Below are 21,135 nucleotides of genomic sequence, written 5' to 3' on the forward strand. Positions count from 1 at the left end.
ACGCCCTCCGCCCCGGGCCGCCGTCGGTCGCTGCGGGTGCGGACGGCCGCGCCCTCCCGCGCGCTCTCCGCCGCTCAGACGTCCCGTCCGCCGACGCCGTCGCGCCGGATCTCGACCCAGGCGTCGACCTCGTCCCCGGCGTCGTCGGAGCCGAGGGCGCCCGCGCTGCCGTCGCCGGCCGTCCGCAGGCCCACGACCGTGACGGCTGAGGCCGAGTCGGCCGACGCGGTGCGCACCACCACGCGGTCGACCTCCTCGCGGATCCCGCTCAGAGCCTGGGCGAGCTCCCCCAGCACCCGTCGGCTCTCGCCCTCGGAGGTGCGGTCGAGGCCGCCGTCGTCGAGCACCGACACGGTCACCCCCCGCCGCCGCGCGTCGAGCACGAGACGCCGCACCTCGTCGTCCAGCAGCCGCCGGCCGCGGATCTCGTCGCGCACGGCCGCCTCGAGCAGCCGGCACTCGCGCCGCTCCTCGTCGGTGAGGCCCGGTCCCGGCTCGGCGATGCGCAGCAGCATGTCGGCGGCGAGGGCACGGGTCTGCTCCAGCCGGACCTCGCGCTCCGTGAGGTGCGCCTCCTCCGCGGCCCGCCACGACGCGGCCGCGCGCTCGGCCGCCTCGAGCACGCGCGCCTCGGAGCCCGCGCGCCCGAGCTCGACGATGAGCAGCTGCGCGATCGCGACCCAGGCGATCCCCCCGACGACGCCGAGAGTGGCCAGCGCGGCCGGGCCGGCCCAGAACACGGTGTGCACGATCAGGAAGCCGACGCCGACCCAGGCGCAGGCCGCGCGCCGGCGGGCGCACACGATCGTCATGAGGGTGCCGACCGCGGCGATGTACCAGGTGGAGTAGCCGTTGGAGGCGCCCGGATCGAGCGACGGCGCGACCAGCAGCGGCAGCGCGACGGCGACCGCGGTCATCCCGACCGCGACGGGCAGGGCGAGCCGGGTCGTCGCTCCCGGCCAGAGGGCGACGACGGTCGCCGCGACGTACAGCGCGACCGCGACGAGGTCGGCCGGCGTGGCCGGGGAGATGCGGAAGGAGAAGAAGGCGAGCACCACGTGGTACAGCGAGAAGCCGGCGCCGAGCGCCTGGAGCAGGGGGCGCGGGTAGGCGATCACGGCCCTCCTCCCGCGTCCGCCCGCCAGGAGAGGACGACTCGGGTGCCCTCGCCCGGAGTCGAGTCGACCCGCGCCGATCCCCGCGCGTTGTGCACCCGCTCGAGGATGGAGAGCCGGATGCCCAGCCGCTCGCGCGGGACGTCGGCGAGCCGGAAGCCGCGTCCGTCGTCCTCCACCACGACCTCCACCGCGCCGTCGCCCAGCAGCCCGTGCACGGCGCGGTGGACGCTGCCGCTCGGACCCGCGTGCTGGACGCTGTTGGCGAGCGCCTGCCAGACCGCGCCGAGCAGCGCCTCGGCCACCGGGCGCGGCAGCGTCGTCGCGCGCGGATCCACTCCGGCGGCCGTCGCGACCGCGATCTCGGTCCCGAAGGTGGACGCCGCGTGGGCGAGCTGGCGCTGCAGGAGCTCGAGCGGGACCATCCCCTCGGGCGGCTCCGGCTCGTGGTCGGGCAGCAGCACGGCGAGGGTGCGCTGCGCCATCGAGGAGACCAGCGCGCGCTCGGCCGGCGACTCGGCGGAGGCGGCGGAGAGCAGCGTCGCGAGCACGTTGTCGTGCACCAGGGCGTCGACCTCGACCCGCTCCACCTCGCCGGCGTGCTGGCGCATCGCCGCCTCGTACTGCTCCATGGCCGTGGTCTGCGCACGGTCGATCTGGTCGGCCGACTGCCGGAGCACGGTGATCAGCACCAGCATCACGAAGCCGACGATGCCCACGTAGGCGGCGTCGAGGATCGCGCGGGTCGGCTCCGCCCCGCCGCCGGAGGGGAGGACGCGCAGCAGCCCGAAGAGCACGGTCGTCACCGACACGTACGCGATCGCGATCCGGAGGGGAGCCGCGATCGTGCAGAAAGCGGTGCCGATGGTGAGCAGGTACCAGATCCACGGGGTCTCGCGGTCCGCGCCCCCGGTGGAGACGGCGGCCGGCCAGGTCAGGAGGGCGATGAGGACACCGACGGCGACCAGGACCGCCGTGATCCGCGTGCCCCGCCGCAGCACGGCGGTGACCACGGCGGCGGTGAGCGATCCGAAGACCAGCACCAGCACCGGCCAGGCCACCTCGGGGCGCAGCAGGGGCAGCTGGGCGAGGATCGGCGGGACGGTCTGCACGCCGAAGCCGAAGCCGAAGAACGACACGACCGTGCTGATGATCCGGTCGATCCGCTCGCGCCCGGCGTTGCGGCGGGCGATCGGCGCCTCAGCGCCCGCCATCGCCGTCGTCCGGGTCGATGCCCGGCAGGATGCCGTCCTCCACCGCGCGCCGCAGCAGATCGACCTTCGTCGGGGCGGGACGGCCGATCTCGACGTACTTGTCGCGGATCCGGTCGAGGTACTCCTTCGCCGTCGACACCGAGATCTGCAGCCGCTCGGCCACAAGCTTCAGCGGCAGCCCCGAGGCGTAGAGGTGCAGGACGTCGCGCTCGCGACGACCGAGCACGGCCCGCGCGAAGTCGTCGTCGGCGTCGATGGCCGAGGCCCACTCCAGATTGTTGAGGACCTCGCCGCGGGCGACCGTGCGGATGGCGGCGACGACCGTCGACATGGGCGAGGACTTCGGGATGACGCCGGCCGCTCCCGCGGCGAGCGCCTCCCGCACGGCCACGACGCGGTCGGCGATGCTGTGGACGAGGACAGCGGAGCCGCGCACCTGCCCCCACTTGACGTTGCTGGTGATGCTCGAGCCGTCGTTCAGGGACAGGTCGAGGACGAGCACCTCGATCTCGGCGCCGCCGATCGTGCTCTCGAGGGCCTGGACGGTCTCGGCGGCGGCGACCACCTGCATCCCCGCGCTCTCGACGGCGGCGGCCACGCCCAGGCGCACCGACTCGTGGTCGTCCACGATCGCCACGCGCACGCGCGGGGCCTCGGCTGCGTCGACGTGGGGCTCCATCCCGCCCATGGTACGCAGGCGCGGGCCCGCGGTCAGTCCTCTCGGCGGACCAGTCGCGCAACGGCCTCCACGTGGGAGGTGTGCGGGAAGAGGTCGAAGCCCTCGAGGCGCTCCAGCTCGTAGCCGGCCCCGGTCAGGGCGCCCACGTCGCGGGCGAGCGCGACCGGGTCGCAGGCGACGTAGACGAGCTGCGCCGGCCGCAGCTCCGTCAGAGCGTCGGTGACCGCCCGGCCGGCGCCCGAGCGCGGCGGGTCGAGGACCACGGTCGCCGCGCGCCACCGCGCCCGCTCGCGCGCATCGGCCTGGGCGACGACGTCGCGGAGGTAGCGGTCGACGCGGGCGGTCACCGCGCGGGCGCCGACCTGGTCGGCCAGGTTCTCGAGTGCGTGCTCGGTGGCGCGGGAGTCGCTCTCGACACTGGTCACGCGCACTCCGGCGCCGAGGCGGTCGGCCAGCGCCGCGGCGAGCAGGCCCACCCCGCCGTAGAGGTCGTGGTTGGCGGCCGACGGGTCCGCCGCGTCCGCGTCGACGGCGGCCTGCACGGCCTCGAAGAGCGCGGCGGCGGCTCCGCGGTGCACCTGCCAGAAGCCGGTGCGGTCGACCCGGAAGGTGCGGTCTGCGACGAACTCGCTCACCACCGTGCGGTCGCGGCGGGCGCGCTTGTCGGAGGGGTCGTGCACGAGCACCGCGGCTCCCTCGGACCCGGCCGCGTCGACGAGGTCGACCACCGAGCCGGGAGCGAGGCGCTCGCCGAGCGGTGCGGCCAGGGAGGAATCGGCGGTCGCGAGGGGCAGCGACTCCACGGTGACGACGTGGTGGCTGCGTGCCGCGTAGGGGCCGACCCGTCCGTCGTCGTCGACGTGGAGGCGGTTCCGCGTGCGCCAGCCGAGGCCGCCGGACGCGTCGTCCCCGCCGATCGGCGCGACCTCCACCTCGACCTCGCGACGGGCGAAGCGGGAGAAGGAGTCGACGAGCACGAGGCGCTTCAGCTCGCGCTGGTAGGCCAGGTCGGCGTGGCCGAGCTCGGCGCCGCCGACGCGCTCCCCCGGGCGGCGGTCGAGGGCGGCCTCGGGCCAGACGTGCTCCACCCGGTGCTCGGACGCCTCGAGCACCTCGAGCGCCTCGGCACGCCAGAAGCTGTCGTGCCGGACCTCGCTGATCCGCGCCCGCACGCGCTCGCCGGGGAGGACGTCCGGGACGAAGACGACGCGGCCCTCGTGCCGGGCGACGAACACGCCGCCGTGGGCGACGTTGCTAATGTCGAGCTCGATCTCGGTCCCGAGTGCGTCGTCGGCCCCGTCGGGGCGGGCGGATGCTCGGGACGGGGTCTGTGCCATCCGTCGAGCATCCCACAGCGTGGGCCCGGCCGCAGGGAGCCCTCGTGCGCCTCTACCTCGCCTCCACCTCCCCCGCGCGCCTCGCGCTGCTGCGGGCCTCCGGGATCGAGCCCGTCGTCGTCCCCTCCGAGGTGGACGAGCCCGCGGCCGTCGCCCGGGCCGAGCAGGAGCGGGGCGCGGCGCTGGACGCGGACGCCACCGTCTCGCTGCTCGCCCGCGCCAAGGCGCACGCCGTCCTGCGCCCGGACATCGACGGTCTGGTGCTCGGCGGCGACTCCGCGTTCGTCCTCGACGGCGTCGTCCACGGCAAGCCGCACGAGCCCGAGCGGGCCCGGGAGCGCTGGCGCGCCCAGCGCGGACGCACCGGCCGCCTCCACTCCGGCCACTGGCTCGTCGACCACCGCGGCGGGAGGATCGTCGCCGAGGCCGGAGCGGTCACCTCCGCCGCCGTCACGTTCGCCGACGACATCGACGACGCCGAGATCGACGCCTACGTCGCCACCGGCGAGCCCCTCGAGGTGGCCGGCGCCTTCACCATCGACGGCCGCGGCGCCGGCTTCATCACCGCGATCGAGGGCGACCCCTCGACGGTGATCGGGATGTCGGTGCCGACCCTCCGCACTCTGGTGCGGAGCCTCGGCGTCGACTGGACCGCGCTCTGGAACCGCTGAGGCCCGTCCCGCCCTTGTGAGGAACCGACGAAGGCCCTCCGCTTCTTTGTGGTGAGCCGCGCCGGGCCGGGCGGAGCCGCCCCCTAGGGTTGGGGACCATGCCGAAGATTACGAAGGTGCTCGTCGCCAACCGGGGCGAGATCGCCGTCCGAGTCATCCGCGCCGCCCGCGACAGCGGGATCGCCTCCGTGGCCGTCTACGCCGACCAGGACCGCGACGCCGTGCACAGCCGCCTCGCCGACGAGGCCTACGCCCTCGGCGGGACGACCAGCGCCGAGACCTACCTCGTCATCGACAAGTTGCTCTCGGTGGCGCGCCGCTCCGGTGCCGACGCCGTGCACCCCGGCTACGGCTTCCTCGCCGAGAACGCCGACTTCGCCCGCGCCGTCATCGACGCCGGCCTGATCTGGATCGGGCCCGGCCCCGAGGCCATCGAGCGCCTCGGCGACAAGGTCTCGGCCCGCCACGTCGCCGAGAAGGTCGGCGCGCCGCTGGCCCCGGGAACCCTCAACCCCGTCTCCGGTGCCGCCGAGGTGCTCGAGTTCGTGGACCAGTACGGCCTCCCCGTCGCGATCAAGGCGGCCTTCGGCGGCGGCGGTCGCGGCCTCAAGGTCGCCCGCGAGCGCGACGAGGTCGAGGAGCTGTTCGCCTCGGCCACGCGCGAGGCCGTCGCCGCCTTCGGCCGCGGCGAGTGCTTCGTCGAGAAGTACCTCGACCAGCCGCGCCACGTCGAGACCCAGTGCCTGGCCGACGCGCACGGCAACGTCGTCGTGGTCTCCACCCGCGACTGCTCCCTCCAGCGCCGCCACCAGAAGCTCGTCGAGGAGGCGCCCGCGCCGTTCCTGACGGACGCGCAGAACACCGAGCTCTACCGCGCCTCGAAGGCGATCCTGCAGGAGGTCGGCTACCTCGGCGCCGGAACCTGCGAGTTCCTGATCGGCAAGGACGGCACGGTGTCCTTCCTCGAGGTGAACACCCGCCTCCAGGTCGAGCACCCCGTGTCGGAGGAGATCACCGGCATCGACCTCGTGCGCGAGCAGTTCCGCCTCGCCGAGGGCGGCGTGCTCGACTACGACGACCCGGCGCCCCGCGGCCACTCCTTCGAGTTCCGCATCAACGGCGAGGACGCGGGCCGCGGCTTCCTCCCCGCTCCGGGCCCGGTGCACGTCTTCAAGGCCCCCGGCGGACCCGGCGTCCGCGTCGACTCGGGCGTCGTCGCCGGGGACGTGATCTCCGGCTCCTTCGACTCGCTCCTCGCGAAGCTGATCGTCACCGGCGACAGCCGCGAGCAGGCGCTGGAGCGCTCGCGCCGCGCCCTCGCCGAGTTCGAGGTCACCGGGCTGCCGACCGTCCTCCCCTTCCACCGCGCGATCGTCGAGGACCCGGCCTTCGCCCCCGAGGGCGGCGCGCCCTTCACGATCTACACCCGCTGGATCGAGACCGAGTTCGAGAACACGATCCCGGCCTGGAGCGGCGAGCCCGGAGCGACCGACGAGCCGGCGGCCCGCCGGAACGTGGTCGTCGAGGTGGACGGGCGCCGCGTCGAGGTCACGCTCCCCGGCGACCTGGTCGGCTCGGGACCCGCCCGCGGGGCCGCTGCCGCCTCCCCGAAGCGCCGCGGCTCCTCCTCCGTCAGCACCGTCACGGGCGACACCGTCGCCTCGCCCATGCAGGCCACCATCGTCAAGGTCGCCGTCGCCGAGGGCGACACGGTCGTCACCGGCGACCTGGTCGTCGTCCTCGAGGCGATGAAGATGGAGCAGCCGCTCACCGCCCACAAGGACGGTGTCGTGAAGGGCCTCGACGCGACGGCCGGAGCGACCGTCCCCGCGGGACACGTGCTCCTCCAGATCGTCTGAGCTTGTTCCGGGCCGCTCCCCGCGCGGCCCGGCGCGGTCGGCTCCTCGACGTGAGGGATACCGCAGAGCGGACCGTGTCGCGCTGCCGTGAATCGCTTCGCACGCGATTCCCGGTCGCGCGCTCTGCCGATGAAGGGCCGCACCGCGCGCGGCCCGGCGGAGGGGCGCGTCAGGTGACGATGTGCATGGCGCGCGCAGCGTCCGAGATCGAGCCGGTGAGGCTCGGGTAGACGGTGAAGGCCCGCGCGACCTGGTCGACGGTCAGGCGGTGCTCCACGGCGAGGGCGAGCGGGAAGATCAGCTCGCTCGCCTTCGGAGCGACGATGACGCCTCCGATGACGGTGCCGGAGCCGGTGCGCGCGAACAGCTTCACGAAGCCGTCGCGGATGCCCATCATCTTCGCCCGCGGGTTCGCGGCGAGCGGGAGCTTGTAGATCTCACCCTGCGCGATGCCCTCCTCGATCTCGCGCTGGCTCCACCCGACGGTCGCGATCTCGGGCTGCGTGAAGATGTTCGCCGCGACGTTGCGCACCTCGGTCGGGTTCACGGCGTCGCCCATGGCGTGGAACACGCCGGTGCGGCCCTGCATGGCGGCGACGGAGGCGAGTGGGAGGAACGTGGTGCAGTCCCCGGCCGCGTAGATCGAGGGGACGCTGGTGCGGGCGACGCGGTTGACGCGGATGTGCCCCGACTCCGTCAGCTGCACCCCCGCGTCCTCGAGGCCGATGCCCGCCGTGTTCGGCACGGAGCCGACGGCCATCAGGCAGTGCGAGCCCTCGACGACGCGTCCGTCCGAGAGCACGGCCTGCACGCCCTTCTCGGTCCGCTCGACGCGGTCGGCGCGCGACTTCGAGAGCACGACCATGCCGTTGCGCTTGAAGACGTTCTCGATCACAGCGGCCGCGTCGGCGTCCTCGCCGGGCAGCACCTGGTCGCGGGAGGAGATGAGGGTCACGCGGGCGCCGAGCGCACGGTAGGCGGAGGCGAACTCCGCGCCGGTCACGCCGGAGCCCACCACGATCAGGTGCTCGGGGACGGACTTGAGGTTGTAGAGCTGGGTCCAGCTGAGGATGCGCTCGCCGTCGGGAGCCGCGGTCGGGAGCACACGCGGGCTGGCGCCCACCGAGACCACGATCGTGTCCGCCTCGATGCGGTCGAAGTCCATGCCCTCGCCACCGGCCGCCGTCGAGACGATCAGGGCGTTCGATCCGTCCAGGCGCCCGTCCCCCTGGACGATGCGCACGCCGTGGTGCACCAGGTTCGCGCGCATGTCCTCGGACTGCTGGCGCGCGAGGCCGAGAAGGCGCTTGTTCACCGTCGCCAGGTTGACCGCCACGTCCGGGCGCACCGGCTTGTTCTGCTCCGAGCGGGTGAAGAACTGCACGCCCAGGTCGGCGGCCTCGCCGATGGCGTTGGTGGCCTCCGCCGTCGCGATGAGCGACTTCGACGGGACGACGTCGGTGATGACGGCCGAGCCGCCCACTCCGACCCGCTCGACCAGGGTGACCTCGGCGCCGAGCTGCGCTCCCGCGATGGCGGCTTCGTAGCCGCCCGGCCCCCCTCCGAGTACAGCGATCCTCTGCGCGCGCTCGAACTCGTAAGCCATGCTTCCCATTGTCCTCTCTCGCTGAGTGTTCGCCCAATCGCGGAGTGTCGGATCGGCCGCGGGAGTCGCCCTCCGCCGCCGCGCAGCCCGTCGGTAGGGTGGGAGGATGTCCGACCAGACCCTGCACCCCCTCGACGCCCCCGACGCCGATCCCTTCGAGATCGCGGCCCGCGCGGCCGCTCAGATCGCCGAGGCGACAGGGGTCGAGAAGCACGACATCGCCCTCACCCTCGGCAGCGGCTGGGGCAAGGCCGCCGACGCGATCGGCGAGACGACCGCGACGGTGGAGGCCACCGAGATCCTCGGCTTCTCGAAGCCGGCCGTGCACGGGCACGGCGGCACCCTGCGCTCCGTCCTGCTCCCCACCGGCAGGCGGGCACTGATCATCGGCGCCCGCACCCACTACTACGAGGGCTACGGCGTGCGCCGCGTCGCGCACAGCGTCCGCACAGCCGCCGCGACGGGCGCGACGGTGATGATCCTCACCAACGGCGCGGGCGGCATCAAGGAGCACTGGACGCCCGGCACCCCCGTGCTGATCAGCGACCACATCAACCTCACCGCCGACTCGCCGCTCGAGGGCGCGACCTTCGTCGACCTCACCGACCTCTACTCCTCGCGCCTGCGCGACCTCGCCCGGGGGACGCGTCCTGAGCTGGACGAGGGCGTGTACGTGCAGTTCCGCGGGCCGCACTACGAGAGCCCGGCGGAGGTGCAGATGGCGAAGATCATCGGCGGCCACATCGTCGGCATGTCGACCGCCCTCGAGGCCATCGCCGCACGCGAGGCGGGCATGGAGGTGCTGGGCATGTCGCTCATCACGAACCTCGCCGCCGGCATCCAGAAGACCCCCCTCAGCCACGAGGAGGTGCTCGAGGCCGGCCGCGACGCCGAGGACGACCTCGCCCGCCTGCTCGCCGGGATCACGGGGGCCCTGTGAGCGTCGACGTCCGGGAGCTCGCCGAGGCCTGGCTCGCCCAGGACCCCGACCCGGAGACGCGGGAGGAGCTGGTCGGCCTGCTGACCGCCTCCGACTCGGGCGACGCCTCCGCCCGCGCCGAGCTCGAGGACCGCTTCGGCGCCCGCCTGGCGTTCGGCACCGCGGGCCTGCGCGGCGCCATCGCGGCGGGATCCAACCGGATGAACCGCGTGCTGGTCTCGCAGGCCGCCGTCGGCCTGGCCGACTTCCTGCTGGCGCAGGGCGTCCAGCGGCCCGTGGTCGTGATCGGCTACGACGGCCGGAAGAATTCGCGCGTCTTCGCCGAGGACTCCGCCGCGCTGATGGCGGGCGCCGGCGTGGACGCGGTGCTGCTGCCCCGGCTCCTGCCCACCCCCGTGCTGGCCTTCGCCGTGCGCCACCTCGGTGCCGACGCCGGAGTGATGGTCACGGCGAGCCACAACCCGCCGCAGGACAACGGCTACAAGGTGTACCTCGGCGGCGCCGACGAGGGCTCGCAGATCGTCCCGCCGGTCGACTCCGAGATCGCCGAGCGGATCCTCGCGGTCGCGCGGGACCGGCGCGTTCCGGAGCTTCCGCGCGGCGAGTACCGGCTCGCGGACGAGTCCGTGGTCGCCGCCTACATCGAGGCGACGGCCGCCGTCGGCCGCCAGTCCGCTCCGCTGCGCATCGTCTACACGGCGATGCACGGGGTCGGCTGGGAGACGGCGCACCGGGTGCTCTCCGCGGCGGGCTTCGACGAGCCGGCCGTCGTGGTCGAGCAGATCGAGCCCGACGCGGCGTTCCCCACGGTCGCGTTCCCGAACCCTGAGGAGGCGGGCGCCCTCGACCTCGCCTTCTCGACCGCGCGCTCCGGTCGCGCGCAGCTGATCGTGGCGAACGACCCGGACGCCGACCGCTTCGCCGCCGCCGTGCCCGACGCCTCCGCCCCGGAGGGCTTCCGGCGCCTCACCGGCAACGAGGTCGGAGCGCTGCTCGGCTGGCGCGCCGCCGAGCAGGCCCGCCGAGAGGGCCGCACCGGAGGAGCGCTCGCCTGCTCGATCGTCTCCTCCCCCGCCCTCGGTGCCGTGGCCGCCGACTACGGCCTCGACTTCGCCGAGACGCTCACGGGCTTCAAGTGGATCTCGCGCGTCCCCGACCTCGTCTTCGGCTACGAGGAAGCGCTCGGCTACCTGGTGAACCCCGGGACGGTCCGCGACAAGGACGGCGTCTCGGCCGCGCTCGCCTTCCTCTCCCTCGCGAGCGCGCTCGCCGCCGAGGAGCGCACGATCGACGACGAGCTGGAGTCGTTCGCCGAGCGGTTCGGGCTCTTCGGATCGGAGCAGATCTCGCTCCGCGTCACCGACCTCTCCGAGATCGGCCGGATCATGGCCGGACTGCGCGCGACGCCTCCGACCGCGATCGGCGGGCTCGCCGTCGAGCGGAGCGAGGACCTGCTCGCCGAGGGCGGCGCGCTGCCCCCGACCGACGCGCTCCGCTTCTCCCTGGACGGTGCCCGTCTCATCGCGCGCCCGAGCGGTACGGAGCCGAAGGTCAAGCTCTACCTCGACGCCTGGTCGCACGACTCCGACGCCGACGCCCGCCGGTCGGCCGTCTCGTCCCGCCTCGCCGCCCTGCGCACCGGCGCCGCGGAGCTCCTCGCGTAGGTCCCCCTCCGGTCAGCGGGGCGCGCGGACACCGATCCGCTCGCCCCGCTTCCAGAGCCACTCCACCGGACCGAGCTCGAACCGGCGCAGCCACAGGTGCGCCGCGAGCACGACGACCGCCGCGATGAGCAGGAACGCTCCGACGGTCGCCGGGACGCGCCACTGCGCGGCGGTCACCGCCAGCCCGAGTCCCCAGCCGTAGAAGAGGGCGCCGCCGAGCAGGTTCTGCAGGAGGTAGGCGCTCAGGGCGACCCGGCCGACCTCCCGCGCCCGGCGTGCCGCCCAGCCCTCGGCGCCCCGGCGGAGGCAGGCCTCGGCGAGGGCCGCGAGCAGGCCGAGCCCGACCAGGGGCGCGACGAGGTAGCGCTCGGCGAGCAGACCGGCGGCGCTCCCCCCGACGCCCAGCGCGAGGTCGACGGGGAGGGCGAGGGCGCCGAGGACCATCAGGCGGCGGCGGAGCGACGCGCCCTCGGCGGCGAGGACCCCCGCCCGGTGGAGGCGCGCGCCGAGGAGGAACATCGCGAGGCTGAGGAGCCCGATGAGCACCGGCTCCGCACGGAAGACGCCCGCGTTCTGCAGCCGGAAGAGGGCGAGGCCGAGGAACGACGCGTCCGCGTAGGGGCTCCGGCCGGTCGGCCCCTGTCCGGCACCGTCCGGACTCGCCGCCACGAGCGCCACGAGCGCCGAGATCAGGACGACGTGCAGAGCGCCGCAGACGAGGATCACGCGGCGCTGCGTCGTCGGCCGGGTGAGCAGCAGCCAGGCGACGACCGCTCCGGTGACGGCGTATCCCATGAGGACGTCGAACTCCGCGATCAGCACGTAGTTGACCGCGCCGTCCAGGAGGAGGAGCGTCGCGCGCCAGAGGTAGCGGCCCGGCCAGCGCGTCCCGCGCCGGACCGCGGAGGCATGCTGGATCGCGAGGCCCACCCCGAAGGCGAGGGAGAGGAGGGCGAGGAACTTGCCCTGCGCCAGCGCCATCAGCAGGAGCTGCGCAGTCCCGGCGGAGGAGGAGGTCTCCGGCGTCACCGGAACGGAGAGCAGTCCGAGCATCCCCCAGGGGTGGGAGAAGATCCAGATGTTCGTGCCGAGGGTCCCGATGATCGCGACACCGCGGACGACGTCCAGGGTCGCGATGCGGCGGCCGGCTCCGGCACGGGGCGGCAATACGGTCGTATTGGTCATGTCCGAGAGCGTAGCCTGCTCGAGCAGTCGAACGAGAGGGACGCCATGCCGGATCGGCGCGAGAGCAGGAGCGACATCCTCTCGGCGGTCGTCGCCGTCCTCTCGACCCGCGGGGCGGAGCACCTCAGCATCCGCACCGTCGCGGCCGAGGCCGGCGTCTCGGTGGGGGCCGTCCAGCACCACTTCCCGACGAAGCAGGCGCTGCTGGCCGGCGCGATGGCCCGGGTCGAGGAGCGCTTCCGCGAGCGGATGCGGAGCCGCCTGGAGGCCGAACCCTCGGCCGAGGTGCGGCTGCGCGTCTTCTGCGACGAGATCGCGTGCGTCGCGGACGAGGACGTGCCCGACGCGATCGTGTGGACCGCCTTCGCCTCCCGCGCCGGCACCGATCCGGAGATCCGCGCGATCCACGCCGCCGGCTGGTCGCGCACGGAGGACGTCGTCCTGGAGCTGCTGCGCGCCGCGCATCCCGCAGCGTCGTTCGGCGCCGACGACGCCGCGCTGCTCCTCGCGGTCCTCGACGGCATCGCGGTCTCCCGCGCGTCCGAGCGGCCCGCCCGCCTCTCCCCCGCCCGCGCCCGCCGCCTGATCCGCACCGTCCTCGAGCAGCTCGCCGCCCGCTGACCCCCCGAGGTCCGAGCAGCCGTCCGCGCGGGAAGCCGGCTCCCGGCACGCCGCTCCGCGGCCACTCGACCAGCAGGGGCAGGGGCGCCCCCTCCCCGCAAGGTGGAGGGCGCGTCCGAGAATCGCGTGCCAGCGATTCGAGGCAGCCCGACGTGACCCGCTCTTGAGAACGCGCCCCGTCGGGAGGCCGACCCCGCTGAGCTGCGCAGGGAGCGGCTCAGAGTCGAGCACCGCGCGTGCCAGCGATTCGAGGCAGCCCGACGCGACCCGCTCTTGAGAACGCGCCTCGTCGGGAGGCCGACCGCGCTGAGCCGCGCAGGGAGCGGCTCAGAAACGGACTCAGCCCAGCGCCCGCTCGATCTTCTCCGTGATCTCGTTCTGGTCGAGGTAGTTGTCGATGACGACGACCTCGGCGAAGGTGCGGCCGATGCGGTCGACGAGCTCGCCGGAGGTGAGGATGACCTGCGCGTCGGCGGCGAGCGCGTCGACGGAGGCCAGGTCGGAGGCGATCACCTCGGCCTCGAGGTGGAGGGTCTCGAGGGCGCGCTCGGCGCCGAGCTTGAGGATGGCGGAGGTGCCGATTCCGGCGCCGCAGAGGGTGACGATCTTCATGCGCTTCTTCCGTGGTGCGGGTGGTGCGGTCTGCTGTCGGTGAGGACGGCGTTGATGCTGCGGACGGTGCGGGCGGCGGCGAGGGCGCCGACCGCGTCCGGACGGCTGAGCACGTCGGCGAGCCCGGAGACGAAGCCGACGTGTCCGTGCGCCTGGGTGGCGGCGATCCCGATGACGACCGACACCGGGTCGTTGGTGCTGTGGCCGAAGGCAACGGGCTCGGCCAGCGTGACGACGGAGAGGCCGTCCGCGAGGACATCGTTGCCGGGCCGGGCGTGCGCGAGGGCGAGCCCGGGCGCGATGACGATGTACGGCCCGAGCACGTCGACCTGCTCGACCATGCGGCGGGAGTAGGCGGCGTCGACCGCACCGGTCCGCTCGAGAGCACGGCCCGCCTCGAGGACCGCCTCCCGCCATGATCCGGCGGAGTGGCGGAGGGCCACCGCCTCCTCGGGGAGCGCGTCGAGCGGCACCGTCAGGCCGCCTCGAAGCCGGCGCTGATCGTCTCGACGAGCTCACGGCGCTCGTCGAGCGGCAGGAAGGCGGCGTGAGCCGCGTTCAGCTGGAAGGCCTCGAAGTCGTCGAGGTCGTACCCGAACGCGTCGGACAGGAGGGCGAGCTCGCGGCTGAGGGTCGTCGCGCTCATCAGGCGGTTGTCGGTGTTCACCGTGACGCGGAAGCCCAGCTGGTAGAGCAGGTCGAAGGGGTGGTCGGCGAGCTCGGCGCCCCACGCCGCGACGGCTCCGGTCTGCAGGTTGGAGGAGGGGCTGAGCTCGAGGGCGATCTCGCGATCCTTCACCCACTCCGAGAGCTCGCCGAGGGTCACGTAGCTCGCGTCGTCGTCCTGGCGCTCGATGCGGATGTCCTCCGCGATCCGGACGCCGTGACCCAGGCGCAGCGCGCGGCCGTCGAGCAGGGCCGAGCGGATGCTGTCGAGGCCGTCCGCCTCCCCCGCGTGGACCGTGGTCGGGAAGTGCGCCGCCGCCAGCAGTTCGAAGGCGGCACGGTGCCGCGAGGCGGGGAAGCCCGCCTCGGCTCCGGCGATGTCGAAGCCGATCGCACCGCGCTCGCGGTGGCGCAGCGCCAGCTCGGCGACCTCGAGCGAGCGGTCGGCGTGCCGCATCGCGGTGATCAGCTGGCCGACGCGGATGCGGTGTCCCTGCGCCGCCGCCTCCTGCACGCCCTGCTGCAGCCCCTCCTGGACCGCCTCGACAGCCGCGTCGAGCGAGAGCCCGGCGCGCTGGTGCTGCTCCGGCGCCCAGCGCACCTCGCCGTGCACGACTCCGTCGGCGGCGAGGTCGAGCACGAACTCGCGGGCCACGCGCTCGAGCGCCGGCGCGGTCTGCATCACGGCGACCGTCGTCTCGAAGGTGGCGATGTAGTCGGTGAGGGAGCCGGAGTCGGCCGTGGCACGGAACCACTCGGCGAGCGCGTCCGGCTCCTCGGCCGGGAGCGGCACGCCCGTCTCGCGGGCGATCTCGAGGACCGTCCCGGGCCGCAGGCCTCCGTCGAGGTGGTCGTGCAGCGACACCTTGGGGAGCTCGTCGATGAGGACGCCCTCGCCCGGGAGGAGGTACTCCTCGGTCTGATCGGTCACGGTGCTCCTCGCGGGTCGGCGGTGGTTCGCCGACCACCCTAGAGGGTCGGCGGGAGCGGCTCGCCGGGCGGCGCCTCCTCCGTGCCGGGCGGCGCGGGGCTAGGAGACGCGCTCCGCCACGAGGGGGCCGCCGTCGAGCACCTCGTCGCCGTCGTCGCCGATCCGGTAGGCACCGTCGAGCGCCTCGAGCGCCCGGGCGAAGCGCTCCGGCTCGTCGGCCGACAGCGTGAGCAGGGGCTGGCCCGCGCGGACGCGGTCGCCCGGCTTCGCGTGCAGGTCGATCCCCGCCGCGTGCTGCACCGCGTCGGACTGTCGGGCGCGTCCGGCGCCCAGGCGCCAGGCGGCGATGCCGAACGGCAGCGCCTGCTGCTCCACCAGGACGCCGTCGCGCTCGGCGACCACGACGTGGGTCTCACGGGCCTCGGGGAGCGCCGCTTCCGGATCCCCTCCCTGAGCGCGGATGACCGCGCGCCAGGTGTCCATCGCCGCTCCGCCGTCGAGGGCGCGCTCGACGTCCGCGTCCGGCTGCCCGGCGAGGGCCAGCATCTCGCGGGCCAGGGCCAGCGTCAGCTCCCGGACGTCCGAGGGGCCGCCGCCGGCGAGCACCTCGACAGACTCCCGCACCTCGTTCGCGTTGCCGATGGCCAGACCGAGCGGCACGTTCATGTTGGTCAGCAGCGCGGTGGTCCGCACCCCCGCGTCGTTGCCGAGGTCGACCATCGCCCGCGCCAGCTCCCGCGAGCGCTCGATGTCGACCATGAACGCCCCGGAGCCGAACTTCACGTCGAGCACCAGGGCGTCGGTCCCCTCGGCGATCTTCTTCGACATGATCGAGGACGCGATCAGCGGGATCGCCTCGACGGTCCCGGTGATGTCCCGGAGCGCGTAGAGCTTCTTGTCGGCGGGGGCCAGGCCCGAGCCCGCGGCGCAGATCACGCCGCCGACCGTCCGCAGCTGCTCCAGCATCTCCTCGTTGCCGAGGTCGGCCCGCCAGCCCGGGATCGACTCCAGCTTGTCGAGCGTTCCGCCCGTGTGGCCGAGCCCGCGTCCCGAGAGCTGGGGCACCGCCACGCCGAAGGAGGCGACCAGCGGCATCAGCGGCAGCGTGATCTTGTCGCCGACCCCGCCCGTGGAGTGCTTGTCGACCGTGCGCTTGCCGAGTCCGTCGAAGCGCATGCGCTCGCCGCTGGCGATCATCGCCAGGGTGAGGTCGCGGATCTCGTCGCGCTCCATCCCGTTCAGCAGGACCGCCATCGCGAAGGCCGCCATCTGCTCGTCGGCGACGTAGCCGCGGGTGTATGCGTCGATCAGCCAGTCGATCTGCGCGGTAGAGAGCGTGCCGCGGTCGCGCTTGGTGCGGATGATGTCGACGGCGTCGAAGTCCTCGACGGGGGTGGTGCGGGTCATGCGGAGTCCTCGGTTCGGGAGTGGGCGGTGACGGCGGCGCTAGGAGGCGGCGTAGGCCTCGAGCGTGCGCGGGCCGAAGGCGTCGGGGATGACCTCGTCGATCGTCTTCACGCCCGACACGGTCTGGAGGAGCATGCCCTCGGCCGAGTGCTCGAAGAGCAGCTGGCGGCAGCGCCCGCAGGGCATCAGGACGCCGCCCTTCCCGTCGACGCAGGTGAAGGCGACGAGCCGGCCGCCGCCCGTCATGTGCAGAGAGGACACCAGCGCGCACTCGGCGCAGAGCGTGAGCCCGTAGGAGGCGTTCTCGACGTTGCAGCCCGAGATCGTCCGGCCGTCGTCCACGAGCGCGGCGACCCCGACGGGGAACTTCGAGTACGGGACGTAGGCGTGGCTCATGGCCTCGAGTGCGGCCTCGCGCAGCGCCTCCCAGTCGATGTCGGTCACGACGGCTCCTCTCAGGACTTCAGGTACGGCTTGCCGGCGGCGGCCGGTCCGCGGGACTGGCCGACGAGACCGGCCACCGCGAAGATCGTCACGACGTACGGCAGCATCAGCATGAACTCGCTGGGCACGGGCGAGCCGATGACGCCGAGCACGTTCTGCAGGTTGGTCGCGAAGCCGAACAGCAGCGACGCGAGCGTCGCCTTGATCGGGTCCCAGCGGCCGAAGATGACGGCGGCCAGGGCGATGAAGCCCGCACCCGCGGTCATCTCCTTGCCGAACGCGCCGACCGCGTCGAGCGTGTAGTACGCGCCGCCGACTCCGGCGATCGCCCCGGCGAGGGAGACGTTCCAGAAGCGCGTGCGGGCGACATCGATGCCCACGGTGTCCGCGGCCTGAGGGTGCTCGCCGACGGCGCGCAGGCGGAGGCCCCACTTGGTCTTGAACAGGCCCCACCACACCGCGAAGATCGCGAAGTACATCAGGTAGACGATCACCGTCTGGTTGAACAGGACGGCGCCCACGATCGGCACCTGGCTGAGCACCGGGATCGGGAGGCGGTCGAACTTCACCGGCGAGTTGAACGTCGACGCGTCGGCGGAGAGGACCTGGGAGTAGAGGAAGCTCGTCAGGCCGGTCACCAGCACGTTCAGCACGACTCCGACGATCACCTGGTCGACCAGGTACTTGATCGCGAAGGCGGCCAGCACGAACGACACCAGGACGCTCGCGACCATCGCCGCGAGCAGGCCGAGCACCGGCTGGCGGGTGAGGGAGCCGACCATCGCCGCGGTGAAGGCGCCGGCGAGCAGCTGCCCCTCGATCGCGACGTTGACGACTCCGACCCGCTCCGAGATGACGCCGCCGAGCGAGCCGAAGATCAGCGGAGTGGCGAGCCCGACGGTCCCGAGCAGCAGCCCCGAGACGGGCAGCGCGGCACCGGCCGACGCCCAGACGAGGAACCCGATCAGGAAGACCAGGGCGAAGACCGCCGAGAGCCAGAGCGGGATCCGGCGGCCGGCGCGGGTGAGCGCGGCCGACGCGACGGCCAGGGCGACCAGGAGGATCGCGACGACCACTCCCGTCCCCCGCGTCGGGAACGGGATGTCCGGCAGCGCGAAGAAGTCGGTCCCCGCGGCGAGGCGGAACGAGCTCGTCCCGTCGCGGCCGAGGGCCACGAAGAGGACGACGGCGAGCAGCGCGAAGACGCCGAACGCGATCGGCGCCTTCCAGCTGCGGATCACGACGCGGTCGGGGGCGGTGGCGACGGCGGTGCTCATGCGGACACCTCCGAGGTGCGGCGGCTGCGGCGCTTCGGGGCGGCCCCGGGCGTCGGGAGGCGGAAGATCGCGCGCACCAGTGGCGGCGCGGCGATGAAGAGGACGATCAGCGACTGGACGACGAGGACCACGTCGATCGGCACGCCCTCGGCGGCCTGCATCGAGTAGCCGCCCGCCTTGAAGGCGCCGAAGAGGATGCCGGCGAAGAACACGCCCCAGGGTCGGGAGCGGCCCAGCAGCGCGACCGTGATCGCGTCGAAGCCGATGCCCGCGTCGATCCCGGAGGTGAAGCCGGTCGTGACCGTCCCCATCACCTGGGCGCTGCCGGCGAGGCCGAGCAGGCCGCCGGAGAGCAGCATCGCGTACACGTAGCTGTTCTTCACGTCGATGCCCGCGACCCGGGCCGCGTGCGGGTTCTCCCCCACCGCGCGGAACTTGAAGCCGATCGTCGAGCGGTTCAGGAGCCACCAGACGAACACGGTCGCGAGGACCGCGAAGACGAAGCCGAGCGTGAGCGAGTATCCGGGGCCGAGGAGCGCCGGGAAGACCGCGGTCTCCTTCATCCCGGGCGACTTCGGGTTGTTCGAGCCGGGCGCCTGCAGCGCGCCGGGCGTCCGCAGGAGGTAGGAGATCAGGTAGAACGCGACGTAGTTGAGCATGATCGTGAGGATCACCTCGTGCGCGCCGGTGCGGGCCTTGAGCAGTCCCACGAGTCCGCCCCAGAGCGCGCCGCCCAGGATGCCGGCGGCGAGCGCGACGATCAGGTGCACGCCCCACGGGAGGTCGAAGGAGAAGCCGACCCAGCCCGCGCAGGCGGCGGCGATCAGCATCTGGCCGCGGCCGCCGATGTTGAACAGGCCGACGCGGAAGGCCAGCGCCACTCCGAGGCCGCCGGCGATCAGCGGGGTCGCGAAGGCCAGGGTGTCCGTCAGCGGCTTGATGCCGTTGGCGAAGCCCTCGCGGCGGAAGTTGTAGACCGAGCCCTGGAAGAGCGAGGAGTAGGCACCGGAGACGGACTGCCAGATCGCCTGCAGGGTGTCGAGCGGCCGGGCGAAGAAGTAGCCCGACGCCGCCTGGACGTCCTTGTCGGTCGCGGCGATCAGCACGCCGCCCGCGATGAGGGAGAGCAGCACGGCGAGCACCGACATCAGCGCGGTGCCGGAGAGGATCTCGCGCAGGACGCGGGAGGCGCCGCTCTCGAGCGGGCCGGGGCGCACCTCCTGATCCGGCTTCTGGCCGGGCTCGAGCCCGGACGCCTTCTCGGTCTCCGCGTCGGGATCGACCGCGGGCAGTTGCGCGTCGCTCACGCCGCCGCTCCCTTCTCGGCGGGCGTCTGCCCGGCCATCATGAGCCCCAGGACCTCGCGGGGCGTGTCGGCGGGGACGATGCCGATGATCCCGCCCTTGTACATGACCGCGATGCGGTCGGCGAGCGCCGCGACCTCGTCGAGCTCCGTCGACACCACGATCACGGGGACCCCGGTGTCGCGCGTCTCGACGATGCGCTTGTGGACGAACTCGATGGAGCCGACGTCGATGCCGCGGGTGGGCTGCGCCGCGATGAACAGCCGCAGCTCCCGGCTGAGCTCGCGCGCGAGCACCACCTTCTGCTGGTTGCCTCCGGAGAGGCGGCCGACGTGGGTGCCGATCCCCTGGGCGCGCACGTCGAACTCGCGCACCCGCTCCTCGGCGAAGCGCTCGAGCTCCTTGAGCCGCAGGCCCAGTCCCTTCACGAACGGACCGCGGTCGCTGCGGTCGAGCATGAGGTTCTCGGCGATCGTGAACTCGGCGACCAGACCGTCCTCGGTGCGGTCCTCGGGGACGAAGCCGACCCCCGACTCGAGGACGCGGCGCACGGACAGCCCGTCGAGGCGGCGCCCGTCCAGGGTCACCGAGCCCTCGACCCGCTCCTGCAGGCCCATGATCGCCTCGGTGAGCTCCGTCTGGCCGTTGCCCTGCACGCCCGCGATCGCGAGGATCTCGCCGCGGCGGACCTCGAAGGAGACGTCGTCGACGACGGCCTGGCCGTTGGCGTCGCGCACGGTGAGGTTCGAGACGACGAGGGCCTCGTCGCCCGGCACCGCCTGCTCCTTCTGCACCGTCAGCTCGACGGCGCGGCCCACCATCAGCGAGGCGAGCTCGGCGTTGCTCGCCGTCGGCGACGCCTCCCCCACGACTCTGCCGAGGCGGATGACCGTGATGCGGTCTCCGACCTCGCGCACCTCGCGGAGTTTGTGCGTGATGAAGACGATGGCGGTCCCGGCCGCGCGCAGCTGGCGCATGATCGCGATCAGCTCGTCGGTCTCCTGCGGGGTCAGCACCGCGGTCGGCTCGTCGAACACGAGCACCCGGGCGTCGCGCGAGAGCGCCTTGATGATCTCGACCCGCTGCTGCACGCCGACGGGGAGGTCCTCGACCAGGGCGTCGGGATCCACGTCGAAGCCGAAGCGGTCCGAGATCTCGCGCACCCGGGCGCGCGCGGCGGCGAGGTCCAGGCGCCCGCCGGCCTTCGTCTCCTCGTGGCCCAGCATGACGTTCTCGGCGACGGTGAACACGGGGACGAGCATGAAGTGCTGGTGGACCATCCCGATGCCCGCTTTCATGGCGTCACCCGGACCGGAGAAGTGCTGGACCGCGTCGTCCAGCAGGATCTCCCCCTCCTCGGCCTGGTACAGGCCGTAGAGCACGTTCATGAGCGTCGACTTGCCCGCGCCGTTCTCGCCGAGGAGGCAGTGGATCTCACCGGGTTCGACGGTGAGATCGATGTGGTCGTTGGCCACGAGCGCGCCGAAGCGCTTCGTGATGCCACGCAGTTCGAGCTTCATGGGACCAATCTAACTTTCGGTTCGCGCCACGATGCGCCGTCAGCCGGGATCGAGGGACGCAGCGGAGCCGATCCGCCCGCCGG

19 protein-coding genes are annotated in these 21,135 nt (G+C 73.3%); 5 read left to right on the forward strand and 14 right to left on the reverse strand.

All coding sequences use genetic code 11. The annotated features are described in order from the left end of the window. Positions 1-74: 74 nt before the first annotated feature. The 4 genes from C5C27_RS00145 to C5C27_RS00160 are packed head-to-tail and all read right to left on the reverse strand — an operon-like array spanning position 75 to position 4,345. The gene (locus C5C27_RS00145; RefSeq protein ID WP_104225461.1) at positions 75-1,118 is read right to left on the reverse strand and encodes a hypothetical protein; all 1,044 of its coding nucleotides are present in this window, start codon (positions 1,116-1,118) and stop codon (positions 75-77) included. After that, on the reverse strand, positions 1,115-2,329 hold the full coding sequence (locus tag C5C27_RS00150; protein ID WP_104313108.1) for a sensor histidine kinase: 1,215 nt from the start codon (positions 2,327-2,329) through the stop codon (positions 1,115-1,117). The genes C5C27_RS00145 and C5C27_RS00150 overlap by 4 nt, the downstream gene beginning before the upstream one ends. Then, positions 2,316-3,017, reverse strand: coding sequence for a response regulator transcription factor (locus C5C27_RS00155; protein ID WP_104223169.1), 702 nt, complete (start codon positions 3,015-3,017; stop codon positions 2,316-2,318). Before C5C27_RS00155 ends, C5C27_RS00150 begins: the two co-directional genes overlap by 14 nt. Positions 3,018-3,040: 23 nt before the next feature. Further along, a complete protein-coding gene (locus tag C5C27_RS00160; protein WP_146079578.1) occupies positions 3,041-4,345 on the reverse strand; it encodes a class I SAM-dependent RNA methyltransferase in 1,305 nt (434 codons plus the stop codon). A 44-nt stretch (positions 4,346-4,389) separates the two neighbouring features. Between C5C27_RS00160 and C5C27_RS00165 the strand changes: the two genes are divergently transcribed. Together C5C27_RS00165 and C5C27_RS00170 are read left to right on the forward strand one after the other, a co-directional pair. Further along, the gene (locus C5C27_RS00165) at positions 4,390-5,016 is read left to right on the forward strand and encodes a nucleoside triphosphate pyrophosphatase (protein WP_181027094.1); all 627 of its coding nucleotides are present in this window, start codon (positions 4,390-4,392) and stop codon (positions 5,014-5,016) included. A 98-nt stretch (positions 5,017-5,114) separates the two neighbouring features. Then, entirely contained in the window at positions 5,115-6,875 is a 1,761-nt protein-coding gene (locus C5C27_RS00170; RefSeq protein ID WP_104249484.1) for a biotin carboxylase N-terminal domain-containing protein, read from the forward strand. Between the two features lie 169 nt (positions 6,876-7,044). Here the strand turns inward: C5C27_RS00170 and C5C27_RS00175 are convergent, their stop codons facing one another. After that, entirely contained in the window at positions 7,045-8,481 is a 1,437-nt protein-coding gene (locus tag C5C27_RS00175; RefSeq protein ID WP_104223171.1) for an NAD(P)H-quinone dehydrogenase, read from the reverse strand. Positions 8,482-8,587: 106 nt separating this feature from the next. Here C5C27_RS00175 and C5C27_RS00180 point away from each other — a divergent pair, with 106 nt between their 5' ends. Next, positions 8,588-9,421: a purine-nucleoside phosphorylase gene (locus C5C27_RS00180; protein ID WP_104238027.1), complete on the forward strand. Its 834-nt coding sequence runs from the start codon at positions 8,588-8,590 to the stop codon at positions 9,419-9,421. Beyond that, positions 9,418-11,085 (forward strand): phospho-sugar mutase, encoded by a 1,668-nt coding sequence (locus C5C27_RS00185; RefSeq protein ID WP_104313110.1) that lies wholly within the window; start codon positions 9,418-9,420, stop codon positions 11,083-11,085. Before C5C27_RS00180 ends, C5C27_RS00185 begins: the two co-directional genes overlap by 4 nt. A gap of 12 nt (positions 11,086-11,097) precedes the next feature. On the opposite strand, the gene C5C27_RS00190 is transcribed toward C5C27_RS00185, so the two are convergent. Continuing rightward, entirely contained in the window at positions 11,098-12,270 is a 1,173-nt protein-coding gene (locus C5C27_RS00190) for a DUF418 domain-containing protein (RefSeq protein WP_104313112.1), read from the reverse strand. Positions 12,271-12,315: 45 nt separating this feature from the next. Here C5C27_RS00190 and C5C27_RS00195 point away from each other — a divergent pair, with 45 nt between their 5' ends. After that, positions 12,316-12,891 (forward strand): TetR/AcrR family transcriptional regulator, encoded by a 576-nt coding sequence (locus C5C27_RS00195; protein WP_104313114.1) that lies wholly within the window; start codon positions 12,316-12,318, stop codon positions 12,889-12,891. 339 nt (positions 12,892-13,230) lie between these two features. Here C5C27_RS00195 and C5C27_RS00200 read toward each other — a convergent pair whose 3' ends face one another. From C5C27_RS00200 to C5C27_RS00235, 8 genes are all read right to left on the reverse strand, one after another. Then, complete coding sequence (locus tag C5C27_RS00200; protein ID WP_104313116.1) at positions 13,231-13,503, reverse strand: PTS sugar transporter subunit IIB; 273 nt, start codon at positions 13,501-13,503, stop codon at positions 13,231-13,233. Beyond that, the gene (locus tag C5C27_RS00205; RefSeq protein ID WP_104251228.1) at positions 13,500-13,976 is read right to left on the reverse strand and encodes a PTS sugar transporter subunit IIA; all 477 of its coding nucleotides are present in this window, start codon (positions 13,974-13,976) and stop codon (positions 13,500-13,502) included. The genes C5C27_RS00200 and C5C27_RS00205 overlap by 4 nt, the downstream gene beginning before the upstream one ends. 2 nt (positions 13,977-13,978) lie before the next feature. Further along, on the reverse strand, positions 13,979-15,100 hold the full coding sequence (locus C5C27_RS00210) for an adenosine deaminase (protein WP_104313118.1): 1,122 nt from the start codon (positions 15,098-15,100) through the stop codon (positions 13,979-13,981). 99 nt (positions 15,101-15,199) lie between these two features. Further along, positions 15,200-16,507: a thymidine phosphorylase gene (locus C5C27_RS00215; RefSeq protein WP_104313120.1), complete on the reverse strand. Its 1,308-nt coding sequence runs from the start codon at positions 16,505-16,507 to the stop codon at positions 15,200-15,202. A 39-nt stretch (positions 16,508-16,546) separates the two neighbouring features. Then, on the reverse strand, positions 16,547-16,951 hold the full coding sequence (locus C5C27_RS00220; RefSeq protein WP_104223180.1) for a cytidine deaminase: 405 nt from the start codon (positions 16,949-16,951) through the stop codon (positions 16,547-16,549). Positions 16,952-16,962: 11 nt separating this feature from the next. Next, positions 16,963-18,228, reverse strand: a complete 1,266-nt coding sequence (locus tag C5C27_RS00225) for an ABC transporter permease (protein ID WP_104232837.1) — start codon at positions 18,226-18,228, stop codon at positions 16,963-16,965. Further along, entirely contained in the window at positions 18,225-19,535 is a 1,311-nt protein-coding gene (locus tag C5C27_RS00230; RefSeq protein WP_219812488.1) for an ABC transporter permease, read from the reverse strand. Before C5C27_RS00230 ends, C5C27_RS00225 begins: the two co-directional genes overlap by 4 nt. Continuing rightward, on the reverse strand, positions 19,532-21,052 hold the full coding sequence (locus C5C27_RS00235; RefSeq protein ID WP_104223182.1) for an ABC transporter ATP-binding protein: 1,521 nt from the start codon (positions 21,050-21,052) through the stop codon (positions 19,532-19,534). Before C5C27_RS00235 ends, C5C27_RS00230 begins: the two co-directional genes overlap by 4 nt. Positions 21,053-21,135: the final 83 nt, after the last annotated feature.

The organism is Rathayibacter sp. AY2B7, from assembly GCF_002931635.1.
In the GTDB taxonomy this organism is placed as follows: Bacteria; Actinomycetota; Actinomycetes; order Actinomycetales; family Microbacteriaceae; genus Rathayibacter.

What these genes read in the sequence shown, in the direction of transcription:
- C5C27_RS00150 (WP_104313108.1), bottom strand. Translation starts at nt 2,329, where the DNA reads ATGGCGGGCGCTGAGGCGCCGATCGCCCGCCGCAACGCCGGGCGCGAG.
- C5C27_RS00155 (WP_104223169.1), bottom strand. Translation starts at nt 3,017, where the DNA reads ATGGGCGGGATGGAGCCCCACGTCGACGCAGCCGAGGCCCCGCGCGTG.
- C5C27_RS00160 (WP_146079578.1), bottom strand. Translation starts at nt 4,345, where the DNA reads ATGGCACAGACCCCGTCCCGAGCATCCGCCCGCCCCGACGGGGCCGAC.
- C5C27_RS00170 (WP_104249484.1), top strand. Translation starts at nt 5,115, where the DNA reads ATGCCGAAGATTACGAAGGTGCTCGTCGCCAACCGGGGCGAGATCGCC.
- C5C27_RS00175 (WP_104223171.1), bottom strand. Translation starts at nt 8,481, where the DNA reads ATGGCTTACGAGTTCGAGCGCGCGCAGAGGATCGCTGTACTCGGAGGG.
- C5C27_RS00180 (WP_104238027.1), top strand. Translation starts at nt 8,588, where the DNA reads ATGTCCGACCAGACCCTGCACCCCCTCGACGCCCCCGACGCCGATCCC.
- C5C27_RS00190 (WP_104313112.1), bottom strand. Translation starts at nt 12,270, where the DNA reads ATGACCAATACGACCGTATTGCCGCCCCGTGCCGGAGCCGGCCGCCGC.
- C5C27_RS00195 (WP_104313114.1), top strand. Translation starts at nt 12,316, where the DNA reads ATGCCGGATCGGCGCGAGAGCAGGAGCGACATCCTCTCGGCGGTCGTC.
- C5C27_RS00200 (WP_104313116.1), bottom strand. Translation starts at nt 13,503, where the DNA reads ATGAAGATCGTCACCCTCTGCGGCGCCGGAATCGGCACCTCCGCCATC.
- C5C27_RS00215 (WP_104313120.1), bottom strand. Translation starts at nt 16,507, where the DNA reads ATGACCCGCACCACCCCCGTCGAGGACTTCGACGCCGTCGACATCATC.
- C5C27_RS00225 (WP_104232837.1), bottom strand. Translation starts at nt 18,228, where the DNA reads ATGAGCACCGCCGTCGCCACCGCCCCCGACCGCGTCGTGATCCGCAGC.
- C5C27_RS00235 (WP_104223182.1), bottom strand. Translation starts at nt 21,052, where the DNA reads ATGAAGCTCGAACTGCGTGGCATCACGAAGCGCTTCGGCGCGCTCGTG.